This window comes from Rhodococcus sp. NPDC057529, assembly GCF_042802055.1.
Classification (GTDB): domain Bacteria; phylum Actinomycetota; class Actinomycetes; order Mycobacteriales; family Mycobacteriaceae; genus Rhodococcus_F.
The window spans coordinates 491,492-513,612 of sequence record NZ_JBHVEY010000004.1; the positions used below are offsets into that span (position 1 = coordinate 491,492).

A 22,121-nucleotide genomic window follows, 5' to 3' on the forward strand; every position below is an offset into this window, starting at 1 on the left:
ATAAATATCTGAGGAATCTTCATGCAACGCACCATCTTCACCGACGACCACCATGCCTTCCGTGATGTGGTCCGCCAGTTCATCGCCAAGGAGATCACCCCGAACCTGCCCGACTGGGAGGCCGCCGGCTCCATCCCCCGCGACTTCTACAAGAAGACGGCAGAGATCGGGATCAACGGACTGCAGGTGCCCGAGCAGTACGGCGGCGGTGGTATCGACAGCTTCCTGTTCAACACCGTCGTCTACGAGGAGATCGGTTACGCCGCAGCCTCACTCGGCGGGTTTCAGGTGCATTTGAACACCGTGCTGCCGTACTTTCTCGAGTATGCCAATGAGGAGCAGCGCGACCGCTGGTTCCCCGGCTTCGCCGACGGCGGCCTGGTCAGCGCGATCGCGATGACCGAGCCCGGCATCGGCTCCGACCTGGCCGGTGTCACCACCACCGCGGTCCGCGACGGCGACGACTACGTCCTCAACGGCAACAAGACGTTCATCACCGGCGGCATCAACGCCGACCTGGTGATCGTGGTGGCGCGCACCTCGAAGGATCCCGAGAATCGCCGCAAGGGCCTGTCGCTGCTGGTCGTCGAGGGCGACATGCCCGGCTTCATTCGCGGTCGGAACCTGCACAAGATCGGCATGAAGTCGTCCGACACCGCCGAGTTGACGTTCGACAACGTCCGCGTGCCGGCCCGGAACCTGCTCGGCGAGGAGGGTCAGGCGTTCGGCATGCTCGCCCACAACCTGCCGCAGGAGCGGCTGTCGATCGCGATCACCGGTCTGGCCACCGCGACCGCCGCCGTGAACCTCGCGATCGACTATGCCAAGGAACGCCGCGTCTTCGGCAAGCCGCTGGCCGACTTCCAGAACACCAAATTCGTGCTCGCCGAGTGCGCGACCGAACTGCAGGCCGGGCAGGCGCTGGTCGACCAGGCGCTGATCGCGCTGGACGCCGGCACGCTCACTCCCGCCGACGCGGCCAAGGTGAAGCTGTTCTGCACCGAGGTGCAGGCCCGCGTCATCGACAAGTGCCTGCAGGTACACGGCGGCTACGGCTACATGACCGAGTACCCGATCGCGCGACTGTACGCCGATGCCCGCGTCACTCGGATCTTCGGCGGCACCAGCGAAGTCATGAAGAGCGTCATCTCGAAATCGATGGGGCTCTAGGCAACTCGCACTCCACACCATTCCGGGCGCCGCTGGGGCCCGGCCACATCGAAGGTTCATCCATGCAGATCAAGGACATCAACGCCGTCGTCACGGGCGGTGCCTCCGGACTCGGACTCGCCACCGCCACCCGGCTGGTCGAGTCCGGCGCCACCGTCACCCTGCTCGACCTCCCCGGTTCGCCGGGGGCGGAGCAGGCCGCGGCGCTCGGGCCCGCGGCGCGGTTCGTGCCGACCGACGTGACCGACGGCGACGCGGTGGCCGCGGCCTTCGCCGCCGCTGCCGAGCGCGGCCCGGTGCGGGCCGTCGTGCACTGCGCAGGCCGCGGGCGGCCGATGCGCGTGCTCACCAAGGACCGCAAGGCCGCCGACCTCGAGCCTTTCGAATCGGTGATCCGGCTCAACGTGATCGGGACGTTCAACGTGCTGCGGTTCGCGGCCGAGGCGATGGCCGCGAACGAGTTGCTCGGAGGCGACCGCGGAGTGTGTGTCCTCACCGCGTCCGTCGCCGCGTACGAAGGCCAGATCGGGCAGATCAACTACGCGACGTCCAAGGCGGGCATCGTGGGGATGACACTGCCCGCCGCCCGCGACCTCGCCGGCGTCGGGATCCGGGTGTGCACCATCGCCCCCGGCGTGTTCGCGACGCCCCTCCTACTCAATGCACGCGACGACATCCGGGACGCGCTGGCGGCGTCGGTTCCGCATCCGCAGCGGCTCGGCGAGCCGTCCGAGTTCGCCGCGCTGGCCGAGCACATCATCGAGAACGGCATGCTCAACGGTGAGACGATCCGCCTCGACGGTGCGATCCGGATGGCACCGAGGTGACCGCGGAGCCGTCCGCACCGGTCGTGCTGACGGAACGGGCGGGGCCGGTGCTGGTCATCACGCTGAACCGGCCGCAGGCCCGCAACGCGGTGGACCGTGCGGTCGCGGAAGCCGTCGCCGAGGCGGTTCAACTGCTGGACTTCGATCCGCAGCTGAGGGTGGGTGTGCTCACCGGAGCCGGCGGATACTTCTGCGCAGGAATGGATCTCAAGGCCTTCCTGCGGGGTGAGAGCCCACGCGTCGAGGGCCGCGGATTCGCCGGGCTGGTGGAGGCGCCGCCTGCCAAGCCCCTGATCGCCGCCGTCGACGGTCCCGCGCTGGCGGGCGGTTTCGAGATCGTCCTGGCGGCGGATCTCGTCGTGGCCGCGCCGACCTCGACGTTCGGCCTGCCCGAGGTCCGTCGCGGCCTGGTCGCCGCCGCGGGCGGGTTGACCCGGCTGCCCGCACGGCTGCCGCGAACGGTGGCGCTGGAGATGGTGCTCACCGGCAAGACCATGACCGCCGCGCAGCTCCACCCGCTGGGACTGGTCAACCGGCTGGCCCCCGAGGGCGAGGTGTTGGCGGCGGCGCTCGAACTGGCCGCGGAGATCGCCGGCAACGGGCCGCTCGCAGTCCGGGCCAGCAAGCGGGTCGTCGACGAGTCTCCCGGCTGGCCGCACGCGGAGATGTTCGAGCGGACCCGGCAGATCGTGATGCCGGTCTTCGACTCCAACGACGCCCGCGAGGGCGCCGCCGCCTTCACCGAACGCCGCGCCCCGGTCTGGACCGCGACGTGATCACCGAGAACGAGAGAACAGGAACACACCATGCGTGATGCAGTCATCGTCGAAGCGGTACGGAGCCCCATCGGCCGCCGCAAGGGCGGCCTGGCAGAGGTCCACCCCGTCGACCTGTCCGGGGCCGTGCTGACCGCGCTGCTCGACCGGGCCGGCGTCGACGCCGCGTCGGTCGACGACGTCGTGTGGGGATGCGTCGGACAGGTCGGTGAGCAGGCCGGCAACATCGCACGCAACGCGGTGCTGGCGGCCGGATGGCCCGAGTCGGTTCCCGGCACCACGATCGAGCGGCAGTGCGGATCGAGCCAGCAGGCACTGCATTTCGCCGCGGCGGGAGTGATCGCCGGTCAGTACGACATCGTCGTCGCGGGCGGCGTCGAGTCGATGACCCGCATCCCGATGGGATCGGCGAGGCGAGTCGGCCTCGGTGACCCGAACAGCGACGCGATTCGGAAACGCTACGACGGCATCGAGTTCAACCAGGGCCGCGGCGCCGAGATCCTCGCCGACCGGTACGAACTGAGCCGCGGCTGGCTCGACGAATACAGCCTGCGCTCACATCAGCGCGCCGCCGCCGCGGTCGACGAAGGCCGATTCGCCGGCGAGATCGTGCCGGTGACCCTGCCGGACGGCACGAAACTCGACGCCGACGAGGGGATCCGCCGAACCACGACCCTCGAGAAGCTCGCCCAGCTGGAGCCGGCGTTCGGCGAGGACGGCCGCATCACCGCGGGCAACGCCTCACAGATCTCCGACGGCGCCGCAGCACTGCTGGTGATGTCCGGCGACCGCGCCCGCGACCTCGGACTGACCCCGCTGGCACGGGTACACACCGCCACCGTCGTCGGCGACGACCCGGTCGCGATGCTGGCCGGACCCGTCCCCGCCACCGCTCGGGTGCTCGAACGCGCAGGCCTGGCCCTCGACGACATCGGAGCCTTCGAGGTCAACGAGGCCTTCGCCAGCGTCGTCGGCGCCTGGCTGCGGGCGACCGGGGCACCGGAGGAACGGGTCAACGCGCTCGGCGGAGCGATCGCCCTCGGGCATCCGCTCGGCGGATCCGGGGCCCGGCTCGCCACCACCCTCGTGCATCACCTGCGCGCCGAGGGCGTCCGCTACGGACTGCAGACGATGTGCGAAGGCGGCGGCATGGCCAATGCCACCATCTTCGAAAACCTCGCCGTCACGGTCTGACCGTGGCGAGCGGGTTGGAGAGGGTGGACGCAGCCATCCTCGAGTTCGCGTGCCGGTGGCTGCCCTACGGTGGTCCACCTCCCGACGAGATCTGGATCGGGTTCGGTATGACGACACCCCGATTCGACCGGAGACTGTCGAAGATCCTGGAGAGTGTCGCCGCACGAGAAGTGCCCGCCGAAGTCCGAGCGCGGTTGCGCGACCAACTGTCCGAGCGGGCACGACGGTGGGCGAATCGATCGAGGCCCACCGTCTCGTTGTAGGGGGCACCCGCGACGTCTCGCTCAGGCGCGGCGCAACCCGTCGAACGTCAGCTCGACGACGGCATCGGCGAGGTCGGAGACCGTCCCGCCGGTGCGGGGGCGGTACCACTCGATCAGCGAGTTGACCGTGCCGAACACGAGCCGGCTGGTGAGTGCGGGATCGATTCCGGGCCGCAGGTCGCCCTCTTCCGCCGCCGCGACCACGAGGTCGCTGACGAACGCGTCGAACTCGCGGCGGCGGGCGAGCGCGCGACGTTCCACCGCGGTGTTGCCCCGGACGCGCAGCAGGAGCGTGACGTACGGGAGTTCGGCGGCGAGGACCTCGACACTGCGGCGGACGAGGTACTCGAGGCGGTCGATGTACCGGCCGCTCGTCGCCTTCTCCTCGGTGGTGACCGCGAAGAGAGCGTTGAGTGCGCGCGACAGCGCCAGTTCGAGGAGCTCCGATTTCCCGGACACGTGGTGATAGATCGACGACTTCGTGATTCCCAGGCGCTGGGCCAGCACCTCCATGCTGGTGCCGTCGTAGCCCTTGTCGTTGAACACCTTGACCGCGACAGCGAGCAGCGAGTCGAGGTCGTAGCCGGGCCGTCCGGGCGAACCGGTCTTCCGTGCGGGGCGTGCCGTAGTCATGCGCGCAATCCTTCCAGGTGCAGAACTCCACCGCATCGGTGCGCCGTCGTCCACAGGAGCCGACCGAAGGTTCGGTTCAGATGAGAATACCGTGACCGGCCCGGCGGCGGTGAACCGTGGGGTCTCGAGGCGCTTCGCCAAATCTCGTCGGCGGTGGCCACTCGGTGGCCGGTAGGCGGATGGCGGGATCATCGGTATCGAAATCGGGAATTCGATGTGAGTGCCCGGCTCGAGGTTGCAGGGAGTATCGGCATGGCGCAGGGCATTGTGACGTGGCAATGGATTCAAGTCGCTCGACGAGAATCAGCGGGTGGAGTTCGAGGTGGGCAGGGGCAGAAGGGCCCGCAGGCGACGAATGTGCGGCCTGTCCAACTAGTCAGCGGGCCCGCCCATCCGGTGGGTGCGGTCCTCATTCGATAGCGAATGCGGATCCGCTCGAGGCATCGCGCCGCCGAGTGGGTCGGCCCAATCGGCGAGCCTGAGAATTCGACGTCTGTAACAGACCGGTCGGTATAAACGATCAAGGTGTCAGGTTATACCGACAATAGGGAGCGGGAACGATGGGTTCGTCTGAGGTCTTCACTGATTTGGTTGCCTGGGGTGCCGAGGGTTTTCTGAACGGAAATCCGGTTCAGTCGGCAGTGGGTGCGGTGCTGTTCCTGGGCCTGGGGCTCTGGGACCTCGTCACCGGTGCACCGATCGTCATCTGAACCGGCCGGGCCTGCGGTACCTGCCAGAGGATGTCCATCCGGGCCTGGCCACTCGACGCCAGACATACTGCTACTGAAAGGATCTCAATGAGAAGCGCAACTATCGCTGCGACACGCATCACGACCGCCGCCGTATCGGGGCTGGCCTTCGCAGCGATCATCGGCTCCGGCACCGCCCAGGCGGCGCTCCAGGACTGCGTCATTCAGCGGGATGCCTTCAGCGCGACGGCGACCTGCCATGACACCGATGCGCCCCCTGGCAGGGAGTACGCGCTGATCGTCGACTGTTGGGGCCTCCACGGCATCCCCAACGCCTTTCCGTTCTATGCGATCGGGCCATTCAGCCAGTCCAGTCGCTCATTCGCGACGACCGGTCAGGCCACTGGTTCTTGTAGCACGAATTGGGGTGCCCCTTCCTTGGATGCGGGCGTAGTCACCGACGCCCACGTGGAGATCTACCGCCAGTAGCAGGTGCCAGGGACGCGACCGCGTGTCCGTCGATGCGCGGAAACAATATTCGAGGAACCTTCGTCGTCGTCGGCTGGCAGGCCGTGCGGCGGGTGCCGGGGAGGTAGCGCGATCAAGTCGTGTCGTTCCTCGCCGGTCCGGCGCGGTGGGTGAACGGAGCAGATTCTCCCCGTGAACGGCGGCGTCACCCGGCTCATCGGCCCAGGGCCTGGGTGCGGCCTTCCTTCCGGGCCTTCGCGAGGCCGCGGCGGGCCATGAATCCGTTGGCCAGGAGCATGATCGTCTTGTTCGGCGGCGCAGTGAATCCGCCCTGCGTGTGCGGTGCGTACACCGCCTCGATGCCGGTGACCTCGATCCAGCCGGTGTTCTGACGCGACTCGAGGCCGACGAGCTGGGGCCGGTACGCGTGGGCGAGCAGGCCGGCGCGGCGGCCGCCCTGCGGCACCCCGGCAGGGACCCTCATACGCACGCCCTCGTGGCTCGCCGAGTTCACGTCGACCGGCACGACGGTCGGATAGCCGTCCGCCTCTCGGTAAGCGAGCAGCACGTGCGGCAGCTTCCGGGCGCGCTCACCGGTCTTCACCGCATCCACCCGTGGCCCGGTGCCCTTCTTCGGCGGCGCCTGTGGCGCCGCGTCGGTTTCAGGGAGCGGTGCGCCGTAGACCTCGGGCTCGCCGGTCGTGCGCAGGTCGGGCCAGGCGGTCACCCGCGTCACCACGACCGTCACCAGCACCCGGTCGGTGTAGTACGCGCTGAGCCAGCGGTCCCAGAATCGGCCACGCCGCGGCGCGCCCACATAGGGGGCCGAGCGCTCGCCGAGGGCGTCGAGGACGTCCCGGTCGGGGCTGGGATCGAACGTCGCGTCGCCCTGTACGAGCACGTAGCGCCGGTTGGTGCCGTCGCCGATTCCGTGCTCACGCGCGTGGAAGGCGAGCGCCACCCGCGGTTCCGCCGTGATGCGCTCGAGCTTGCGGCCGAAGCCCAGCGAGGTGGTGAATCCGACGGTGCCCCGCTCGCGGTCACGCAACCCGAAGGGTGCCACCGCGGCCACCACAGCTCCTCCCGCGGGCGTGACGTACGCGAACCCGCTGGTGAGGTCGTCGCGGATGACCTCGTCGACGTCGTCCGACCAGGTGACCGGCATGTCCCGAGCCTACCCAGGCGACGCGGCACCGGGCCAGCACTTCGTGCCCGCCGAGGGTTGACGCCCTCACCAAAATGAATAATGCTTCATTTGCTGTGAGCAGTCGCTCAAATCTAATGATCGTGCATTCACCACGGCATCGAGGAGCATTCCATGGACCTGACACTGACCGAGGAGCAGAAGGAATTCCGGCAGCTGGCCCGCGACTTCCTGAACAAGGAGGTCGTCCCGCACCGCGCCGAATGGGACCGCGCCGAATCGGTGGACACCGCGATCGTCGGGAAACTCGCCGACATCGGCTTCTTCGGCATGACCATTCCGGAGGAGTACGGCGGGCTGGGCGGCGACTACATCACGTACTGCCTCGGGATGGAGGAACTCGGCCGGGCGGATTCCGCGGTCCGGGGCATCGTGTCGGTGTCGATGGGACTGGTGGGGAAGGTGATTCTCTCGCACGGCACCGAGGAGCAGAAGCACGAATGGCTGCCCCGCATCGCGTCCGGTGAGGCGCTCGCCTGTTTCGGGCTCACCGAGCCCGACAACGGCTCCGACCCCGGAAATCTGAAGACCAGGGCGGTGCGTAGCGGCGACGAGTACGTCATCAACGGGTCCAAGATCTTCATCACCAACGGCACGTGGGCCAAGGTGTGCCTGGTGTTCGCGCGTACCGGAGGTCCGGGGCCCAAGGGTGTTTCGGCCTTCCTGGTCCCGACGGATACCCCCGGCTTCGAATCCCGCGAGATCCACGGGAAGCTCGGACTCCGCGGGCAGGCGACCGCCGAGTTGTCCTTCACCGACGTGCGGGTGCCTGCGAGTTGCCTCCTCGGATCGGAGGGGCAGGGCTTCTCCATCGCGATGCACTCGCTGGACAAGGGCCGCGTCTCGGTGGGCGCCGGATGTGTGGGGATCATCCAGGGCTGCCTCGAGGCGGCCGTCGACTACGCCCGCGAGCGCACCCAGTTCGACCGCCCCCTCGCGTCGTTTCAACTCGTGCAGGACCTGATCGCCGACATGTCCGTCGACGCCGACGCCGGGAGGCTGCTCACCTGGCGGGCGGCCGACCTGATCGAGCGTGGGGAGCCGTTCGGGACGGCCGCGTCGAAGGCGAAGTACTTCTGCAGTGAGGCCGCGGTTCGTGCCGCCAACAACGCGATCCAGCTGTTCGGAGGGTACGGCTACGTCGACGAGTACCCCGTCGCCAAGTACATGCGCGACGCGCGGGTGATGACCCTGTACGAGGGCACGAGCCAGATCCAGAAGTTGCTGATCGGGCGGGCGGAGACCGGGATCAGCGCCTTCCTCTAGCGGTCGCTGGGGCTGCGTGACCCTTGACACACTCCGCGTAGTGAATGTACGTTCATTCTCACCGAATACAAGTTCACGATTGTTGAACCAACTCTCATAACCGGCTTCCCGGAAAGGAATCACCGTGACCGACTACGAAGACATCACCTACGAGGTCGACGGCCCGGCGGCGGTCGTCACGATCAACCGCCCCGCGCGCTACAACGCATTTCGCGGCAAGACCGTCGAGGAACTGATCAAGGCGTTCCGCTCGGCATGGGCCGACGACACGGTGCAGGCGATCATCCTCACCGGTGCGGGGGAGAAGGCGTTCTGCACGGGCGGCGACGTCAAACAGCGGGCGGAGACCGGCGACTACGGCCCCACCGAGAGCGGCATGTTCGAGATCGGCAACCTGCACAAACTCATCCGCGACGTCCCCAAGCCCGTCATCGCGGCGGTCAACGGCATCGCCGTCGGCGGCGGCCACGTGCTCCACGTTCTCTGCGACCTCACCATCGCGTCCGAGACCGCGAAGTTCGGCCAGGCGGGACCGCGTGTGGGCTCGTTCGACGCCGGCTTCGGATCGGCATTCCTGGCGCGAGTCGTCGGTGAAAAGCGGGCCCGCGAGATCTGGTACCTCTGCCGTCAGTACGACGCCGTCACCGCCGAACGCTGGGGCCTGGTCAACTGGGTCGTTCCCGCGGACCGGTTGCTCGACGAAGCGAAGGCCGTCGCCGCGGAGATCGCCGAGAAGAGCCCCACCACCCTGCGCTTCCTGAAGCAGTCGTTCAACGCCGACACCGACCACCAGGCCGGCCTGAGCAACCTCGCGATGTCTGCGCTCGATCTGTTCACGCATTCACCCGAGGGCCTCGAGGGGGCGACGGCGTTCGCGGAGAAGCGCAAGCCCGAGTTCGCCAAGTACGTGAACGCCTGAGTCCGACACCCACGGGAAGGGGAAACACCATGAGCAACAACATCGCAGTGGTCACCGGCGCGGGATCCGGCATCGGCCGCGCCATCGCGCTCGCGCTCGCCGAGCAGGGCGACCGGGTGGTCGTCGCCGACCTCGACCTTCAGGCCGCGGAGAAGACCGCGGCGGAACGGCCCGACCTGCTTTTTCCGATGACCGTCGACGTCGCCGACCGGACGCAGGTCGACGCCCTGCGGGACCGGGTGGCGGCCGAGGTGGGGGTCGCGAACATCCTCGTCAACGCGGCGGGATGGGACCGCACCGACCAGTTCCTCAACGCCACCACCGAATTCGCCGAGAAGGTCGTCGCCATCAACTACCTCGGGCCCGTGCACATGTGCAGTGCCTTCCTCCCCGGCATGGTGGATGCGGGTAACGGTGGCCGGGTCGTCAACCTCGCCAGCGATGCCGGCCGCGTCGGCAGTGCGGGGGAGAGCATCTACGCGGGCGCGAAGGGCGGTGTGATCGCCCTGTCGAAGTCGCTGGCGCGGGAGATGGCCCGGCACGGGATCAACGTCAACTGCGTGTGCCCCGGCCCGACCGACACGCCGCTGTTCCAGGCGCAGGCGGAGAAGCTGAAAGAGGCTCTGGTCAAGGCCATTCCGTTCCGCAGGCTCGCGCGCCCGGACGAGGTTGCGGCGCCGGTCGTGTTCCTCGCGTCCGAATCCGCATCGTTCATCACCGGCCAGGTGATCAGCGTCAGCGGTGGCCTCACCATGGCCGGCTGACCGGCACCGGGACGGAGGACTCATCATGTACACATACGATGCCCACGCCTATCGTCAGTACTTCGAGCACGACTTCACCTATCTGAACGGCTTCCGGCGCAACACGCACCGGTACGCCGATCGACTCGCGATGCAGTCCCCGTCGACCGGCGAGAGCTGGACGTACGCCGAACTCGGCGACCGGGTCGACCGGCTCGCCACCGGCCTCGCCCGCGCCGGTGTGGGTCCCGGCGAGGTCGTGGCCTACCAGTTGTTCAACGGCCCCGAGTTCGCACAGCTGTACCTGGCCGGGCAGGCCTGCGGGGCAGTCGGATCGCCGATGAACTTCCGCCTCGCGTCCGGCGAGACGGCGTTCATCCTCGACGCGAACCGTCCCACGGTGTTCGTCTACGACACCGAGATCGGCGAGATGGTGCGGGACGCGCTGGCGCGCTCCACGCACAAGCCCACGCTCGTCGTCGCCGTCGGTCCGGGAGAGCCCCTGCCGGGGAACGGATTCGAGGTGATCCGGTTCGACGACCTCGTCGCCGAGTCGGCGTCGCCGCCGGACGTGACTCGCACGGTGTGGGACGAGACCACCCGGCTGTTCACGTCGGGAACGACCGGCATGCCGAAGGGCGTCCCGCTCAACAGCATGATCGAGATCTTCAGCGCCCACGACGTGATCATGCACTTCCCGCTGACGGCGGAAGACAAGACGCTGAACATGACGCCGTGGTTCCACCGCGGTGGGCTGTACTGCGCCGGTCCGAATCCCACGTTCTATCTCGGCGCGTCGCTGGTGGCGCTGCGCAGCTTCGACGCCGATCTCACGCTCGACCACGTCGAGGAGTACGGGCTGACGTTCCTGATCGGCGCCCCGACCAACCTGGCGATGCTCGCGCGTGCGCAGGAGGAGAAGCCCCGCGACCTGTCTACCCTGAAGGGCATCGTCACGATGGGTGCGCCCCTCGAGCGGGAGGCGGCACTGCACTACCAGAAGGTGCTGAACCCGCGAATCTTCAACGGCTACGGCAGCACCGAAGGTTTCTGGAACACCTTCCTGCGTCCCACGGATCTGCCGGACATGGCCGGGACCGCGGGGCGGGCCTGCATCGACGACGACGTCGCCGTGGTCAAGTTGTTCGACGACCGCCTTGCCGACGCCTACGAGACGGTCGCCAGGGACGGAACGGAGATCGGCGAGGTCATCGTCCGCTCCCCGAAGGGCGCCAACGCCTATTTCGATGCCCCGGAGCAGGAGAAGCGGAAGTTCCGGAACGGCTGGCTGCACATCGGCGACCTCGCCACCTGGGACGAGAAGGAGTTCGTGACGATCGTCGGACGCAAGGACGACATGCTCCTGTCCGGCGGCGAGAACGTCCACCCGGTGCAGATCGAGGAAGCGCTGAACGAGCACGCGTCGGTGACGGATTCGCTCGTCGTCGGTGTTCCGGACGACAAGTGGGGACAGGTCGTCGTCGCCTACGTCGTCGCCACCGCGCCGGTCCCGTCCGCCGACGAACTGGACGACTTCTGCCGCAGACACCCGATGCTGTCGCAGTTCAAACGCCCCCGTGCCTACCGCTTCGTCGAGTCGCTCCCCGTGTCGGCGACGGGAAAGAAGCTGCACTACAAGGCAACCGACACCGCCCGCAGGGAGTTCGAGAGCGGGGCATTCGTCACCCCGGGCACCCGCGGATCCCAGACCATCGGCTCGTAAAGGACACCGTCATGACCACCCACTCACCAGCGCGGCCTTTCAGCGCCGTCGACCCTCTCGACATCGACTCGCTGTACTCGGACGACGAACTCGCCGTGCGCGACACCGTCCGGAAATTCTGCGCCGAACACGTCACCCCGCACATCGCCGACTGGTTCGAGGCCGGCGAACTGCCGGGAGCCCGCGAACTGGCGAAGGAATTCGGGAAACTCGGCGTCCTCGGCATGCACCTCGAGGGCTACGGATGCGGCGGATCCTCGGCCGTCCACTACGGCCTCGCCTGCCTCGAACTCGAGGCCTGCGACTCCGGCATCCGCTCCCTCGTGTCGGTGCAGGGCTCCCTGGCCATGTTCTCGATCTGGAACAACGGCTCCGAAGAGCAGAAGAATCAATGGCTACCCGGCATGGCGGCGGGCGAGATCATCGGCTGCTTCGGTCTCACCGAACCGGACGCGGGCTCCGACCCGGCGTCGATGTCGACCCGCGCCAAGCGGGACGGCTCGGACTGGATCCTGAACGGCCGCAAGATGTGGATCACCAACGGCAGCATCGCCGACGTCGCGGTGGTGTGGGCGGCCACCGACGACGGGATCCGCGGATTCATCGTTCCGACCGACACCCCGGGTTTCAGCGCGCCCCTTATCAAGCACAAGATGTCGTTGCGCGCCTCGGTCACCAGCGAACTGGTGCTGGATGACGTGCGACTGCCCGAATCGGCGATGCTCCCCGGCGCCCGCGGGGTGCGCGCCCCGCTCAGCAGCCTGTCCGAGGCGCGCTACGGCATCGTGTGGGGAGCGATGGGCGCGGCGCGGTCCGCGTGGGAGGCCGCCCTGCAGTACTCGAAGGACCGCGCCCAGTTCGGACGGCCCATCGGCGGATTCCAGCTCACGCAGGCCAAGCTGGCCGACATGGCGGTGGAACTGCACAAGGGGCAGCTGCTGTCGCTGCACCTCGGCAGGCTGAAGGACACGGCCGGCCTGCGACCGGACCAGGTCAGCTTCGGCAAACTCAACAACACGCGTGAGGCCATCGAGATCTGCCGCACGGCGCGCACCATCCTGGGCGGCAACGGAATCTCCCTGGAGTTCCCCGTCATCCGGCACATGGTCAACCTCGAATCGGTCCTGACCTACGAGGGGACACCCGAGATGCATCAGCTGGTTCTCGGGCAGGCCTTCACCGGCGAGAACGCGTTCCGCGGATAGGAGACGAACACCATGACCATCGAATACGAATCCGAGCACCAGCAGTTCCGGGACAGCGTCCGCAGCTTCGTTCGCGAGCGGATCGTCCCGCGGCACGAGCAGTGGGAGAGCGAAAGCTGCCTCGACCCGGCACTGTTCACCGACGCGGGTAAGCAGGGGCTGCTCGGCTTCCCGGTCCCCGAGGCGTACGGAGGTCCCGGCGTCGAGGACTTCCGCTACAACGCGATCGTCGTCGACGAGGTCAACCGGGTGGGTGCCGCCGCCGCGGGGATCGCGTTCTCCCTGCAGAACGACGTCGTGCTGCCGTACCTGACGGACATGACGACCGAGGAACAGAAGGCCCGGTGGCTTCCGGGAACCGTGACCGGCGAGACCGTCCTCGGGATCGCGATGACCGAGCCGGGCACCGGCAGCGACCTCACCGGCATCCGCACCACGGCGGTGCGCGACGGCGACCACTACGTGGTGAACGGCAGCAAGACGTTCATCTCCAACGGCCAGAACGGCACACTCTTCGTCGTTGCCGTGCGCACGTCGCCGGACAAGCACAAGGGGCTGTCGCTGCTCGTCGTCGAGTCGGACACGCCCGGGTTCTCCCGTGGCCGCAACCTGGAGAAGATCGGGTTGCACGCGCAGGACACCAGCGAGCTGACGTTCACCGACATGCGCGTTCCGGTGGCCAACCTGCTCGGGGAGGAGGGGCAGGGCTTCTATCAGCTCGTCCACAACCTGCCGCAGGAGCGGCTGTCCCTGTCCGTCGGCGCCGTCGCGGCCGCCGAAGGAGTCCTCGAGCAGACCCTGGCGTACGTGAAGGAACGCAGCGCGTTCGGGCGTCCGATCGCCGGATTCCAGAACACCCAATTCGTTCTCGCGGAACTGGCCACGGAACTCGACCTGGCCCGCACCTACCTCGACGACTGCATCCGCCAGCACGTCCGCGGAGACCTGACCGCGGCCCGTGCGGCGCGGCTCAAGTGGTGGACCACCGAACTGCAGGTTCGCGTCGCCGACCGGTGCCTGCAACTCCACGGCGGGTACGGCTACATGCGCGAGTACGCGGTGGCGCGCGCGTTCGTGGACGCGCGGATCCAGACCATCTACGGCGGCACCACCGAGATCATGAAGACGATCGTCGCGAAGGATCTCGGCATCTGACACGGACCGGACTGCGGTTCCGGTCCCGCGCGGGATACTGTGAATACCCATTCACCGCAGGTTCTGCCACCAAGGAGAGGTCATCTGTCATGGCGAAGGACACGTCCGCCCTTCCACTCGACGAGGCGGTCCGCGCCGTCCGCGTCAGCTCGCGTCGACGTCAGGTGCTCGACGCCGCTGTCACGGTGATGCAGCGGACCGGGTTCCATCAGATGTCCATGCAGGCGCTCGCCGACGAGGCGCAGGTGAGCGTGGGGCTGATCTACAAGTACTTCGGCGGCAAGGAGGAGATCCTCCTCGCCACGATCGTCGACATCCTCGACGCCTTCCGTGATCAGCTCGAGCCCGCGATGGACGCCGCGGGAACCGACCCCATCGAGCGGCTGGCCGCCGGGTTCCGGCGGTTCGTCGAGATCGTCGACGAGAATCTGGACGCCGTCGTGCTGACATACCGGGAGAGCCGGACCCTCGACCAGGACGGGCGTGAGCGGATCAAGGAACTCGAGGTGGCGACGTCCACACCGCTCCACGACGCCCTCGAAGCCGCGATCGCCTCCGGGATCGCCGGCGACCTCGACGTCGACCTGACGACGTTCGACATGATGATGCTCGCGCACGGGTGGGCGCTCAAGCACTGGCATTTCGCGCCCCGCTATACCGTCGACCAATACATCACGGCGCAAACACGATTCATTCTCCGCACCGTCCTGTCGGATCGGAGCGCCGCCGCGTACCGGCACCTGACCGAATGACCCGATGGCGTTTCGACGGTGAGATCACCGGCCTGGGCACCGGGTCGGGAGTCCGCATCGTCGTCGGCCACTGGTCCCGATCGCCGCTCGGGGAGTTCACCGACGTGATGGTCGAATACGCCGACGGCCTGCGGGTGCTCCTCGCGCCGTCGGACGCCGTCCGCGATTTCGTCACCGAGACGTACACTTTCGACCGGATGGTGATCACGCCCGTCCACTACACGCGGTCCGGCGACAGTCGGACGGTCCGGGCAGGCGACCTGCACGTGCGGTTCGAGGTCGGCGCCCGCACCCCGCTCGGGCGCCTGCTGAATCTGGTGCCGCGTCCCGTCGCGAGCGCGCCGTGGGTCTGCGCGGTCAGCGACCCGATCGCCCGTGTCGTTCTCCGCGGGGTGCGCACCCGTGGCAGTGCGGGCAATGGGCGTCGCGAGTTCTACGGAGCCGTCGACCAGCGGCGGCTGGCCGGAATGTCCGCCACCTGGTGCGGCGAGAACCTCGGCGCCCTGACGCCGGTCGATCCGCCTGTCCGGTTCGGGTTCGGCTCCACCCCGCGGACCCCGGCGGTCACGTCGATCGTTACCACGATCGACGGCTAGTCGTAGTGGTAGCGGGCCTGCTGTACGACGACAGTGTCGTCGACGATCACGTACACCAGGCGATGCTCGTGGGTGATGCGCCGAGACCACACGTTGTCTTCCATGTGGCGGAGCCGTTCGGGTTTTCCGATCCCCTGGTAGGGCGACCGTTTGATGTCCTTGATCAGCGCGTTGATCTTGGCGAGAACCTTCCGATCGTTGGTCAGCCAGTACGTGTAGTCGTCCCAGCCGTCGTCGGTGAAGGCGGTCTTCACTCGATCAGTTCCCTGTCGGTGTATTCACCGCGCCGGGTCGCCTCCAGGCTGCGGAACAGCCGGCGAGCGTTCGCCGGGCTGGCCAACAGGTAGGCGGTCTCCATGATGGAGTCGTAGTCGTCCTTCGAGATCAGGACTGCGTTGCCGTTCTTCGACACGATCTCCACCGGGGTGTGGTCCTCGTTCACCTGGCTGACCAAGCCGAACAGATTTTTCCGGGCGTCGGTGGCGGTAATAGCGGACATGGGTCACCTTCTTTTCCTCGCATCGCAGGCGGGGCCGCACCTGCCGTGGGCAAGCGATACCCGACGCTGCCAGGATACCATGTACGTACTTGATCTGGTACGTAATGAAGGCGTGAACGACGTCATTTGTGGACACGAAATCCTCGTGATCTAGTCGAAGAGCGTGGGCGCCTCTCCCGGCTGATCGCGGGCGGTTGGTTCGACCTCGCCCGCCGGGCTCGTCGCCTTGTGCACCACCGACAGCGTCGTCGTCCGGACCGACAGTCGATGTCCGTCGGGGTTCGGATCGGAGCGCCGCCGCGTACCGGCACCTGACCGAATGACCCGATGGCGTTTCGACGGTGAGATCACCGGCCTGGGCACCGGGTCGGGAGTCCGCATCGTCGTCGGCCACTGGTCGCGATCGCCGCTCGGGGAGTTCACCGACGTGATGGTCGAATACGCCGACGGCCTGCGGGTGCTCCTCGCGCCGTCGGACGCCGTCCGCGATTTCGTCACCGAGACGTACACTTTCGACCGGATGGTGATCACGCCCGTCCACTACACGCGGTCCGGCGACAGCCGGACGGTCCGGGCAGGCGATCTCCACGTGCGGTTCGAGGTCGGCGCCCGCACCCCGCTCGGACACCTGCTGAATCTGGTGCCGCGTCCCGTCGCGAGCGCGCCGTGGTTCTGCGTGGTCAGCGACCCCATCGCCCGCGTCGTTCTCCGCGGTGTGCGCACCCGTGGCACCGCGGGCAACGGGCGTCACGAGTTCTACGGCGCCGTCGACCAGCGGCGGCTGGCCGGAATGACCGCCACCTGGTGCGGCGAGAACCTCGGCGCGCTGACGCCGGTCGATCCGCCCGTCCGATTCGGGTTCGGCTCCACCCCGCGGACCCCGGCGGTCACGTCGATCGTCACGACGATCGACGACTGGCCTCATTGACTCAAACGAGGTGTTCGGTCTTGGTTTCGGGTGCCCAGAGGAGTGTTCCGAACATGCCGAGCAGGAGCACACCTGCCAGCCAGTACATGGTGATCGGAATTCCCCAGCTGGTGAGGCTGAGCGGGAGGGCGAATGTTCCGATTGCGGATGCTATTCGGCTCAGCCCATTGAGTAGCCCGACACCGGATGCGCGCAGTTGTGTTGGAAAGAGTTCCGGAGGATAGACCTGGGTGATGTTGGAGGCGGCGGACATCACGAAGGTGTAAATGACAAACGGGATCATCATGACCATCGCGGATGCCGTGCTCGAGGCACCAAGTGCGATCAGCGACACTGCGAGTATGAAGAACGACCAAATAGTGAATGAGCGCCGGGGCATCTTGGCGACAAACCAAATACCAGCGATACCGCCGGCGAGAAGGAACAAGTTGAGTACGAGGTACTGAAGATCGGCATCCTGAACCTTCAGATCCGACAGGATGGTGGGAACGAAGGTGTAAATCGCAAAGTACGGCAGGACCAGCGCGCTGAAGAACAGAACGCCGAACCAGGTGCGCGTCCTGTTGCCCGCTGTGAACAATTCGCTGTAGCGCGCTGAAGTCGACTCCGCCTTGAAGTCCTGAGGATCGAGTTCGACGTTGAAATAGCGGCGAACGATGCTCCGTGCTTCGTCCGTCCGGCCCTGGCTGATCAGCCAGCCCGGAGACTCCGGCGTTCCAATGCGAACGATCAGTACGATTACGGCCGGAATGGTGCCGCTTGCCAGCAGCCACCGCCATGAATCTGGTCCGGAGTTGAGGTACGTTCCCAGAACATTCGCGGCGACGTACCCGACGGTCCACGCCACTGTGAGCGAGGCAAGCATTGCGCCGCGCTGTTTGCGTGGCGCGAATTCGGACATGAGCGTCGGGCCCACTGCGTAATCGGCGCCGAGGCCGAATCCGATGAGTACGCGAAGAATGAAGAGAGCTACGACGCTTGGTGACCAGAGTTGCAGGACTGACACGACTGCGATGAGTGCGAAATTCAGAACGTACAGGCGCTGGCGACCGATGATGTCTCCGACGCGCCCCAGGATCAAACTGCCGAAGAACAGCCCGATGAGCGCCGAACTCGCGATCATCCCCTCCCAGAACGAGGTGAGACCGAGTTCTGCGCTGACGCTCGGCAGGACAGCGCCGATCATTCCCAGGGCGTAACCGTCGGAGAAGTTCGCCCCAAAGGTCATTGCGGTGATCTTGGCATGAAACCGGTTGAAGGGAATCTGATCCAAAGGTGTGGTTGCGAGAGGCTCTTGGCCCAATCCAGCCGTCGCTGCAGAGTTAGACATCAGTGTTGCCTTTCAGGCCGGCGGGCTGCCGCAAGAACGTAACAGCAGCTGCGTGATCGTCTCCCAGCGGCCGGTCGACCATGCTGGAGTTTAGGTGATGGCGTGCGCGCAGGAAATAGGAGCCAAGGGGGGTGCTCGAATCCAGCGACACCTTACTCAAGCTCAGTGCCCGTACGGCGGCTTGGAGCTCGCACGCCAGTACCTCGTTGGCGGCCGAGATGCAGTCGTGGAGTTGGTCGGTCGCTTGTGATCCGAAGCTTGCGTGGTCTTCGGTTCCGCGTGAGATCACGGTGGTCCCGAGTGTCGCGGGGAAGGCGGCCGATCTGAGTCGCGAGAGGGCTGCGGCGCCGATGTACTCGAGCAACATGATGCCGCTACTGCCCGGCGGTCCGCCGGCAAGGAAGGGCCGTAAGTCGGTGATTGCCGGTTCGGTGAGGTTCGCAAGTCGCCGGCCGGACAGTTGTGCCGCACTGGCGAGTGCCAACTTGCTGTGATCACATGCCGCAGCCAGCGGCAGGGCGTGGAAGTTGGCGTTGTGGAAGACGTCGTCGTCGATGGCGCTGACGAGTGGGTTCTCGGCGGCGGAGTTGAGTTCGATGTTCAGCGTGGTCGAATACGCGTTCAACGCGTTCCGGGCGGAACCGAGCACCTGGGGCAGGGCCCGGAATCCGTACGAGTCTTGAACGCGTTTCGGGTGCCAGTGGTGTCCGCGCAAGAGGTGACGAACGTCTGCCGCCACCTCTGCCTGGCCGGGTTGTGGGCGGGCTTGGTGGACCTGGTCGGCGAATGGCTCAGCTGACCCTTGCGTCGCAATCAACGCAAGGCAGGCGGTTGCTTGGCAGTGGTCGAGCCATCGCTCGAACAGTTGGTTCGCCAGAAGGCCGCGCGCGATGCCCATGGCGTTGGTTGAGATGAGCGCCAGTGCGTCGCCGACGCTGGGAGTCCACAGTGTGTGGACTCGTCCGCTCTCCAAGGCGGCTTCGCCGATCAGACCGAGCCCGATCTCGGCGAATTGGCTGAGATCGCCGGTGCCGATCGAGCTACTCGCGTGTACGCGAGGTAGGTCATCGCTGTCGAGTGATGCCACCAGTGCATCGATAATGGCGGGGTGCATTCCGGATCCGCCTGCGAGCAACTGGTTGAGGCGGACGAGCATCGCGGCGCGCACAGTGCCATGGGGTACGAACTCGCCCGCTCCGGTCGCGTGGCTGCGGAGCAGTCTCGAGTCTTGTTCGATCTGCTGTTCGACCTGGGTATCTCGGTTCGCGCCGACTCCGGTGGTGCGGCCGTAGACCTGTCGGCGCTGAGCGGCTCGGCCGGCGGTCTTCCAGGATTGATACACCAGATCGAGAGCGACGGAGTCGACAGGGGGGAGTGGCATCTCCCCTGACGCGAGTTCCAAGATCTCCGCGCCGGTGACTTTCTGGCAGCCCAGAGTGTTGGAAACTTCTAGAATTTTCACGGGGATACTCCTACGAGGAGAGATGATTCGTGCTGAATGCCCAACTCAGATGCTGAAGGGCCCGGAATTGCACTGTGGATTCATTCCTCGGCGCAATTCCGAGCCCCCATTTGATGCTTCGATATTCGGAAGTTTAGGTGGTTCGTCCGTAGAACAAGCTCTGAGTGAGTGAGTTGAGTTTGTCATCCGGCTTTTCCGAGTACGCCAACACTGCGTTCACTCGTGTTGTCTCGCCGAGTACGGGCTTGACGCGATGCATGGAGTAGCGGCCCCGGAAGAGGCTGAGCGTTCCGGGTTCGTTCGCGAGCCGGATGACGCCCTCACTCGATCCCCTGAGGCGACTGACAACGCCCTGCTCGTTCTCGTCCCCGGGTGTCCGCAGCATGTGGAAGTACTCGTACTCACCGCCGGCATCGGTGGGCTGGAGCATCAGCGTCACGGCGAAGTGGGATCGGTCGAAGTGCCAACCCAGCTCATCGCCCTTCTCGAACAACGCTACCGAGCAGGCTCCCAGCGTGTCGTCGTAGCGGTAGAACTGGGGCATCTCGAGGGCTTGCCCGATGAAGTTGGTCAGGGCATCCCAGTTGTAGACGGCGCGCAGGGGGGAGTCCTGGTCGATGCGATCCCAGGCGATCGTGAGTTTGGAGGAATGCTGCCGCATGCCCCTCGGGTCGTCGTCGGCGACCGAGTCGGGGATTGTCTCGAAATAGACGTTGTGCGTGTCATCGGTCCGGTACGCGGAGTCAGCCTTACCGAGGGCTTCGGCAACGAGGCGCTCGACCGCATACGGACGGAGGAATCCGTCCAGCTGGCATGCGCCACGAGTGCGCAATTCCCGTTGGCATTTCTCGAGCAGGCTCTGGCCTTCAGGAGTTTCGAGTCGGTGAATTGGATAGCGATTCAGGTCGATGAATTCGGAGACCTTTTCCGCTTCGTCGGTTGCCGACAGCATCTCACGGGACATCAAGTCGCCTTTCTAAGAACTGGATTCGTGCTTGCCTGCTAATGATTGGTGATGCCCGTCACGTGGCGCAAGCGACGAATTTTACTGACCCCCATTACTGATTCTTCTCAGGGAAAGTCGAAAGAATCCAACTACGGCCGGTCATGGGGTATTGCGGCCGAAGGACGTGTGCACGCGTCTCCCCGGGACGGGGCCGCACGAGCGGGGTTCGGTCAACGTCTCGATTTGATTTGCGCCGCGATGGTGGTTGCCACGTCGATGAAGGCCTTCATTGCCGGCGTGACGCGGCGACCGTTGTGCCAGGCAATCCCGACAATACGAGGACTCACGCGTTCCAGTTCGAGGACTTTTATTCCTGGCTGGTACGGGTCCACTGAGAGCTGGGGCATCACGGCAACGGCCAGTCCCTGGGCGGCCATGCCGAGAATCGTCCCGTTGTCGTTGCTTCGGAGTATCACCTGCCTGCTCAAACTCGGACGCCCGAGTCGCGCGGCGATACCGTGGACATCACGCAGTTCACCGTAGGTGGCCAGTGGCAACTCGGACAGGCGATCGAGCCGAAGGGGCAGGTCCTCGTGCAACAGCGGAGAATCATCGGAGACAACGAGAACGTAGGGATCCTCGAGCAGTTCCGTGGCTGAGAACGGGCCGGGGATCAGAGGGAACACCATGAACGTCAGATCGAGTTCACCGCGTTCGACGTGGCTGAGAAGTATCTCGTCGTCGTCGTGCTCTTCGAGTACGACTTGGATATGCGGCCACTGGGTCGAAAATTCTTTCAGTGCGTGCGGGAGGATCCGTGCTCCGACACTTTCGTAGCTTCCGAGTCTCAGGTGCCCCGCGACTCCGTCTCTCAGCGCTTGGAGATCTGCTTCCGCACTGGCCAGACGTGCCTCGATCGCTTCGGCATGTGAGACGAGTACTTGTCCCGCGGTAGTCAGCGCGACTGGTTGTGCGCCACCCGAACGCTCTACCAGCTGCTGTCCGACAACAGTTTCCAATCGCTTTATCTGCTGACTGACCGCGGACTGCGTGTAGCCGAGTGACGTGGCAGCAGCTGTGAACGAGCCCGTTCTCCCGACCTCGGCAAGCGCGATGAAGTGCCGCAACTCAATCGAACTCCACAGCGACTTCTTCATACCGTGAGTCTAGTTAACGCACCGAGTAGCAGTGGCTTGATGATCGCGCTGGATGAAGGTTGCTGCTTTCGCCCATCCGAAGGTCTCCCTGCCGGGGTGTGCAGCGGGCCCAATGTTGATCGGCGCGGATGTGCATTATTGTTGTGGAACATCGGCTTTCGCAATCGGGATCGAGTACCGGCTGGTGGGTTGCGCGGTATCGTGACCAGTTGGAGG

The 22,121-nt window shown here is 66.1% G+C and carries 24 protein-coding genes and 1 pseudogene; 17 read left to right on the forward strand and 8 right to left on the reverse strand.

Annotated features, from left to right (window positions below; translation table 11 throughout):
- Nucleotides 1–21 precede the first annotated feature (21 nt).
- From ACFU5V_RS10635 to ACFU5V_RS10655, 5 genes are all read left to right on the forward strand, one after another.
- Complete coding sequence (locus ACFU5V_RS10635) at nucleotides 22–1,170, forward strand: acyl-CoA dehydrogenase family protein (RefSeq protein WP_378698975.1); 1,149 nt, start codon at nucleotides 22–24, stop codon at nucleotides 1,168–1,170.
- Between the two features lie 62 nt (nucleotides 1,171–1,232).
- A complete protein-coding gene (locus ACFU5V_RS10640; RefSeq protein ID WP_378698977.1) occupies nucleotides 1,233–1,997 on the forward strand; it encodes an SDR family NAD(P)-dependent oxidoreductase in 765 nt (254 codons plus the stop codon).
- The gene (locus ACFU5V_RS10645; protein ID WP_378698979.1) at nucleotides 1,994–2,773 is read left to right on the forward strand and encodes a crotonase/enoyl-CoA hydratase family protein; all 780 of its coding nucleotides are present in this window, start codon (nucleotides 1,994–1,996) and stop codon (nucleotides 2,771–2,773) included. The genes ACFU5V_RS10640 and ACFU5V_RS10645 overlap by 4 nt, the downstream gene beginning before the upstream one ends.
- Before the next feature lie 30 nt (nucleotides 2,774–2,803).
- A complete protein-coding gene (locus ACFU5V_RS10650) occupies nucleotides 2,804–3,967 on the forward strand; it encodes a thiolase family protein (protein ID WP_378698981.1) in 1,164 nt (387 codons plus the stop codon).
- 2 nt (nucleotides 3,968–3,969) lie between these two features.
- Complete coding sequence (locus ACFU5V_RS10655) at nucleotides 3,970–4,230, forward strand: DUF3263 domain-containing protein (RefSeq protein WP_378698983.1); 261 nt, start codon at nucleotides 3,970–3,972, stop codon at nucleotides 4,228–4,230.
- Between the two features lie 21 nt (nucleotides 4,231–4,251).
- Here the strand turns inward: ACFU5V_RS10655 and ACFU5V_RS10660 are convergent, their stop codons facing one another.
- Nucleotides 4,252–4,863 (reverse strand): TetR/AcrR family transcriptional regulator, encoded by a 612-nt coding sequence (locus ACFU5V_RS10660; protein ID WP_378439031.1) that lies wholly within the window; start codon nucleotides 4,861–4,863, stop codon nucleotides 4,252–4,254.
- 274 nt (nucleotides 4,864–5,137) lie between these two features.
- On the opposite strand from ACFU5V_RS10660, the pseudogene ACFU5V_RS10665 reads away from it, so the two are divergent.
- From ACFU5V_RS10665 to ACFU5V_RS10675, 3 genes and pseudogenes are all read left to right on the forward strand, one after another.
- A pseudogene (locus ACFU5V_RS10665) lies at nucleotides 5,138–5,232 on the forward strand (cold-shock protein); the annotation flags it as partial.
- 191 nt (nucleotides 5,233–5,423) lie between these two features.
- Complete coding sequence (locus ACFU5V_RS10670; protein WP_206009308.1) at nucleotides 5,424–5,573, forward strand: hypothetical protein; 150 nt, start codon at nucleotides 5,424–5,426, stop codon at nucleotides 5,571–5,573.
- Nucleotides 5,574–5,660: 87 nt separating this feature from the next.
- Nucleotides 5,661–6,041 (forward strand): hypothetical protein, encoded by a 381-nt coding sequence (locus ACFU5V_RS10675; protein WP_378698985.1) that lies wholly within the window; start codon nucleotides 5,661–5,663, stop codon nucleotides 6,039–6,041.
- A 193-nt stretch (nucleotides 6,042–6,234) separates the two neighbouring features.
- On the opposite strand, the gene ACFU5V_RS10680 is transcribed toward ACFU5V_RS10675, so the two are convergent.
- A complete protein-coding gene (locus ACFU5V_RS10680) occupies nucleotides 6,235–7,185 on the reverse strand; it encodes a hypothetical protein (protein ID WP_378698987.1) in 951 nt (316 codons plus the stop codon).
- Between the two features lie 153 nt (nucleotides 7,186–7,338).
- Here ACFU5V_RS10680 and ACFU5V_RS10685 point away from each other — a divergent pair, with 153 nt between their 5' ends.
- The 8 genes from ACFU5V_RS10685 (at nucleotide 7,339) to ACFU5V_RS10720 (ending at nucleotide 15,583) form a co-directional block, all read left to right on the forward strand.
- The gene (locus ACFU5V_RS10685; RefSeq protein WP_378698988.1) at nucleotides 7,339–8,490 is read left to right on the forward strand and encodes an acyl-CoA dehydrogenase family protein; all 1,152 of its coding nucleotides are present in this window, start codon (nucleotides 7,339–7,341) and stop codon (nucleotides 8,488–8,490) included.
- A gap of 124 nt (nucleotides 8,491–8,614) precedes the next feature.
- Nucleotides 8,615–9,409 carry an enoyl-CoA hydratase-related protein gene (locus ACFU5V_RS10690; RefSeq protein WP_276141358.1) on the forward strand — a complete coding sequence of 265 codons (795 nt, stop codon included), beginning with the start codon at nucleotides 8,615–8,617 and terminating at the stop codon, nucleotides 9,407–9,409.
- Nucleotides 9,410–9,438: 29 nt separating this feature from the next.
- Nucleotides 9,439–10,173, forward strand: a complete 735-nt coding sequence (locus ACFU5V_RS10695; protein ID WP_378437454.1) for an SDR family NAD(P)-dependent oxidoreductase — start codon at nucleotides 9,439–9,441, stop codon at nucleotides 10,171–10,173.
- A gap of 22 nt (nucleotides 10,174–10,195) precedes the next feature.
- Nucleotides 10,196–11,875, forward strand: a complete 1,680-nt coding sequence (locus ACFU5V_RS10700) for a class I adenylate-forming enzyme family protein (RefSeq protein WP_378699093.1) — start codon at nucleotides 10,196–10,198, stop codon at nucleotides 11,873–11,875.
- A gap of 11 nt (nucleotides 11,876–11,886) precedes the next feature.
- Entirely contained in the window at nucleotides 11,887–13,080 is a 1,194-nt protein-coding gene (locus ACFU5V_RS10705) for an acyl-CoA dehydrogenase (protein WP_378698990.1), read from the forward strand.
- A 12-nt stretch (nucleotides 13,081–13,092) separates the two neighbouring features.
- A complete protein-coding gene (locus ACFU5V_RS10710; RefSeq protein ID WP_378698992.1) occupies nucleotides 13,093–14,235 on the forward strand; it encodes an acyl-CoA dehydrogenase family protein in 1,143 nt (380 codons plus the stop codon).
- Between the two features lie 89 nt (nucleotides 14,236–14,324).
- Complete coding sequence (locus ACFU5V_RS10715; protein WP_378437463.1) at nucleotides 14,325–14,987, forward strand: TetR/AcrR family transcriptional regulator; 663 nt, start codon at nucleotides 14,325–14,327, stop codon at nucleotides 14,985–14,987.
- Nucleotides 14,984–15,583 (forward strand): hypothetical protein, encoded by a 600-nt coding sequence (locus tag ACFU5V_RS10720; protein WP_378698995.1) that lies wholly within the window; start codon nucleotides 14,984–14,986, stop codon nucleotides 15,581–15,583. The genes ACFU5V_RS10715 and ACFU5V_RS10720 overlap by 4 nt, the downstream gene beginning before the upstream one ends.
- Here ACFU5V_RS10720 and ACFU5V_RS10725 read toward each other — a convergent pair.
- A complete protein-coding gene (locus ACFU5V_RS10725; protein WP_378437467.1) occupies nucleotides 15,580–15,837 on the reverse strand; it encodes a Txe/YoeB family addiction module toxin in 258 nt (85 codons plus the stop codon). The two genes, ACFU5V_RS10720 and ACFU5V_RS10725, sit on opposite strands and share 4 nt — an antisense overlap.
- Nucleotides 15,834–16,082 (reverse strand): type II toxin-antitoxin system Phd/YefM family antitoxin, encoded by a 249-nt coding sequence (locus tag ACFU5V_RS10730; protein ID WP_378437469.1) that lies wholly within the window; start codon nucleotides 16,080–16,082, stop codon nucleotides 15,834–15,836. The genes ACFU5V_RS10725 and ACFU5V_RS10730 overlap by 4 nt, the downstream gene beginning before the upstream one ends.
- 319 nt (nucleotides 16,083–16,401) lie before the next feature.
- Here ACFU5V_RS10730 and ACFU5V_RS10735 point away from each other — a divergent pair, with 319 nt between their 5' ends.
- On the forward strand, nucleotides 16,402–17,010 hold the full coding sequence (locus ACFU5V_RS10735) for a hypothetical protein (RefSeq protein WP_378698998.1): 609 nt from the start codon (nucleotides 16,402–16,404) through the stop codon (nucleotides 17,008–17,010).
- A gap of 1 nt (nucleotide 17,011) precedes the next feature.
- On the opposite strand, the gene ACFU5V_RS10740 is transcribed toward ACFU5V_RS10735, so the two are convergent.
- The 4 genes from ACFU5V_RS10740 to ACFU5V_RS10755 all read right to left on the reverse strand — a co-directional run bounded on the left by ACFU5V_RS10740 (nucleotide 17,012) and on the right by ACFU5V_RS10755 (nucleotide 21,905).
- Nucleotides 17,012–18,340: an MFS transporter gene (locus tag ACFU5V_RS10740; protein WP_378699000.1), complete on the reverse strand. Its 1,329-nt coding sequence runs from the start codon at nucleotides 18,338–18,340 to the stop codon at nucleotides 17,012–17,014.
- Nucleotides 18,333–19,721, reverse strand: a complete 1,389-nt coding sequence (locus ACFU5V_RS10745) for an aromatic amino acid ammonia-lyase (protein WP_378699095.1) — start codon at nucleotides 19,719–19,721, stop codon at nucleotides 18,333–18,335. The genes ACFU5V_RS10740 and ACFU5V_RS10745 overlap by 8 nt, the downstream gene beginning before the upstream one ends.
- A 214-nt stretch (nucleotides 19,722–19,935) precedes the next feature.
- Nucleotides 19,936–20,754 (reverse strand): hypothetical protein, encoded by an 819-nt coding sequence (locus ACFU5V_RS10750; protein ID WP_378699002.1) that lies wholly within the window; start codon nucleotides 20,752–20,754, stop codon nucleotides 19,936–19,938.
- 224 nt (nucleotides 20,755–20,978) lie between these two features.
- Nucleotides 20,979–21,905 (reverse strand): LysR family transcriptional regulator, encoded by a 927-nt coding sequence (locus ACFU5V_RS10755; protein ID WP_378699004.1) that lies wholly within the window; start codon nucleotides 21,903–21,905, stop codon nucleotides 20,979–20,981.
- Nucleotides 21,906–22,121 lie beyond the last annotated feature (216 nt).